General features: G+C 77.3%; 1 protein-coding gene. It reads right to left on the reverse strand.

What is annotated here, in order from left to right:
• Positions 1-3908 (reverse strand): type I polyketide synthase (locus tag GT045_RS24495; RefSeq protein WP_161335461.1); only part of this gene is annotated, 3908 nt, incomplete at both ends.

Genomic DNA, 3908 nt, shown 5'->3' on the forward strand with positions numbered 1-3908 from the left:
CTCCAGCAGCAGCCGCTGCTGCGGGTCCATGGCCAGGGCCTCCCGGGGGCCTATGCCGAAGAAGTCCGGGTCGAAGTCGGCGGCGTCGTACAGGAATCCGCCCGACCGGGTGCTGGAGCGGCCGGCCTTGCCCGGCTCCGGGTCGTACAGGCCGTCCAGGTCCCAGCCGCGGTCGGCGGGGAAGGCGCCGATGCCGTCACCGCCGTCGGCCAGCAGCCGCCACAGTTCCTCGGGTGTGCGGACGCCGCCGGGGTAGCGGCAGGCCATGGCCACGACGGCGACCGGCTCGTCCGCCGCGCGCACGGCCGGCTCGGCGGCGGACTCGGCCTGCGCGCCGAAGAGTTCCGTGCGCAGGTGTCCCACGAGGGCGTCCGCGTCCGGGTAGTCGAAGACGAGGGTGGCGGGCAGGCGCAGGCCGACGGCGTTGCCCAGCCGGTTGCGCAGTTCCACCGCCGTGAGCGAGTCGAAGCCCGACTCGCGGAACGAGCGGCGCGGATCGAGCGTCATGTCCGCGCCGTGCCCGAGGACGGCGGCGACGTGGGTGCGGACCAGTTCCAGCAGGGCCGCGTCCCGTTCGGCGGGGCCGAGGGCGGCCAGCCGGGCGGCGAGCGGCGCGGAGTCCGTGACGGCGGCCGCGGTGCGGCGCGTGCGGGCGGGCGCCAGGGCCCGCAGGACGGCCGGGACGTCGTCGGCGCGGCGCAGGACGGCGAGGTCCAGGGCGACCGGCAGCAGCAGCGCCTCGTCGGCGGCCAGGGCGGCGTCGAGCAGCCCCAGGCCGCGCGCGGTGGGCAGGGGGCGGACGCCGGCGCGCGCCATGCGTGCCACGTCGGTGTCGCTGAGGTGTGCGGTCAGTCCGGTGCGCTGCTCCCAGAAGCCCCAGGCCAGGGAGTGGGCGGGCAGTCCGTGGTGCCTGCGGTGGGCGGCCAGCGCGTCGAGGAAGGCGTTGGCGGCGGCGTAACCGGACTGCCCGGCGCCGTCGATCGTGCCCGCCGCGGAGGAGAACAGCACGAACGCGGCGAGGCCGAGGTCCCGCGTCAGCTCGTGCAGGTGCCAGGCGGCGTCCGCCTTCGGCCGCAGGACGGCGTCCAGCCGGCCGGGTGTCTGGTCGGTCACCAGCCCGTCGTCGAGGACACCGGCGAGGTGGACGACCGCGGTGAGCGGGTGACCGGACGGCAGCTCCGCGAGGAGGGCGGACAGCTGGTCGCGGTCGGCGGCGTCGCAGCGGGCCACGACGATCTCCGCGTCCAGGTCGGCGAAGTCGTCGGCGGCGGTGCCGCTGCGCCCGGCCAGCACCAGGCGGCGTACCCCGTGCGCGGTGACCAGGTGCCGGGCCACGAGGGCTCCCAGCACACCGGTGCCGCCGGTGATCAGCACGGTGCCGTCGGGGTCGAGGGACGGCGCCTGGCCGCGCGGCGTGGCCCGGGCCAGCCGGGGCACGTGCACCGCCCCCTCGCGCAGGGCGAGTTGGGGCTCACCGCCGGCCGCGGCTGCGGCCACCGCGGCCGCGGCGTCGCCGTCGGAGTGGTCCACGAGCACGAACCGCCCGGGGTGTTCGCCCTGCGCGGCCCGGACCAGGCCCCACACGGCGGCGCCGTCCAGGTCGGTGACGTCCTCCTCGCCCACGGCCACGGCGCCGCGGGTGAGGATCACCAGCTGCGTCTCGCGGGTGCGTTCGTCGGCCAGCCAGTCCTGGAGGGCGGTCAGGACACGCTCGGCCGCGCGGCGCGAGCCGCTGACCGGCTCGTCCTCGCCGCCGGCCGGCAGCACCACCCACGGGGGCACGGTGTCCAGGGCGGCCGGGCCGCGCTCGTCGAGGACGGCATGCCGCGGCGGCGGCGCGTCGGGCACGGGCAGCGCCGGCCAGTCCAGGCGGTACAGGTCGTCGACGGGGGTCCCGGCGTCGAGTGCGGCCGGGTCGACCGGCCGGGAGACCAGGGCCGCCACCTCGGCGACCGGGGCGCCGGTGGGGTCGGCCAGCTGGAGGGACAGGGCCTCACCGCCGTGCAGCCGGACCCGCAGCGCGGTGGCTCCGGCCGCGTGGAGCGACACCCCGGTCCAGGAGAAGGGCAGCCGGGCGGTCTCCTGGGCGCCGGTGCCGAGGCCGTCGGCGTGCAGGGCGGCGTCGAAGAGGGCCGGGTGCAGGGCGAAGGAGTCGGCGTCGACGGGCAGTTCGACCTCGGCGAAGGTCTCTTCGCCGCGCCGCCAGACCGCTCGCAGTCCCTGGAAGGCGGGGCCGTAGTCGTAGCCGAGGGCGGCCAGGCGGGCGTAGGCGTCCTCCACCGGTACGGGCTGCGCGCCCCGGGGCGGCCACAGGGCGAGGTCGAAGGCGGGGGTGCCGATCTGCGGTGCGAGCAGGCCGGTGGCGTGTGCGGTCCAGGCGGTGTCGTCGGCGCCCTCGCGGCGGGAGTGGACGGTCAGGGCGCGGTGCCCCGAGTCGTCGGCGGCGGCCACGTGGAGCTGCAGCTGTACGGCGCCCCGCGCGGGCAGCAGCAGCGGTGCCTGGAGGGTGAGTTCGGCGAGGTGTCCGCACCCGAGGTCGTGACCGGCGCCGAGCGCGAGCTCGACCAGGGCGGTGCCGGGCAGCAGGGTGGTGCCGGAGACGGCGTGGTCGGCCAGCCAGGGCGTGGTGGCGGTGGAGAGGCGGCCGGTGAACAGCGTGCCGCCCCCGGCGACCGGGACGGCGGCGCCCAGCAGGGGGTGTCCGGCGGCCCGGAGCCCGGCGGCGGTGACGTCACCGGCGGCGGCGGACCGGCCGAGCCAGTACCGCTCCCGCTGGAAGGGGTAGGTGGGCAGGTCGGCGGGGCGTACCGGCAGGCCGGCGAACACGGCCCCCCAGTCGACCGGCAGCCCGGCCACGAAGGCTTCGGCGAGGGCGGCCAGGACCCGCTCGGGGCCGCCGTGGTCGCGGTGCAGCGAGCCGAGGCAGGTGATGTCGGCGCCCGTGGTGTCGGCGGTCTCCTCGATGCTGTGCAGGAGCACGGGGTGGGGGCTGCACTCGACGAACACCCCGTACCCGGCCTCCAGCAGGGTGCGGGTGGCCGGCTCGAAGAGCACGCTCTGCCGCAGGTTGGTGTACCAGTAGCCGGCGTCGAGGCCGGTGGTGTCGAGCCGGGCTCCGGTGACGGTGGAGTAGAACGGCACCTCGGCGGGCCGGGGGCGCACGCCGGCCAGGTCGGCGAGCAGCCGTTCCCGGATCGACTCGACGTGGGCGCTGTGCGAGGCGTAGTCCACCGGGAGCCGCTTGGCGCGGTCGCCGCCGGCCACGATCGTCTCGCGGAGTTCGTCGAGGGCGTCGGCGTCGCCGGACAGCACCACGGAGGAGGCTCCGTTGACGGCGGCCACCGCGACCCGGTCCGCGTGGCGGGCGATCAGTTCGCGCACCCGGGCCTCGGGCAGCGCCACCGACATCATGCCGCCGCGGTGGGAGAGTTCACCGGCGATGGCCCGGCTGCGCAGGGCCACGATGCGGGCGCCGTCGGCGAGGGAGAGGGCGCCGGCCACGCAGGCGGCGGCGATCTCGCCCTGGGAGTGGCCGATGACGGCGGCCGGGCGGACACCGTGGGACTGCCACACCTCGGCGAGCGACACCATGACCGCCCACAGCACGGGCTGGACGACGTCCACCCGTTCCAGCGGCTGCCGCGCCCGCACGGTCTCGATCAGGTCCCAGTCGGTGACGGGCGCGAGGGCCGCCGCGCAGTCGGCCATGCGCGCGGCGAACACGGGTGAGGTGTCCAGCAGTTCGGCGGCCATGCCGGTCCACTGGGAGCCCTGTCCGGGGAAGACGAAGGCGATGCGGGACTCCCCCGCCGGCCTGCCGCGCACCACGTTCGGCGCGGCCTCGCCGGCCGCGAGCGCGGTCAGGCCCGCGGTGAGCGCGGGCAGGGCGGCGCCGGTGACGACCGCCC

It is taken from the genome of Streptomyces sp. SID486 (genome assembly GCF_009865385.1).
In the GTDB taxonomy this organism is placed as follows: domain Bacteria; phylum Actinomycetota; class Actinomycetes; order Streptomycetales; family Streptomycetaceae; genus Streptomyces.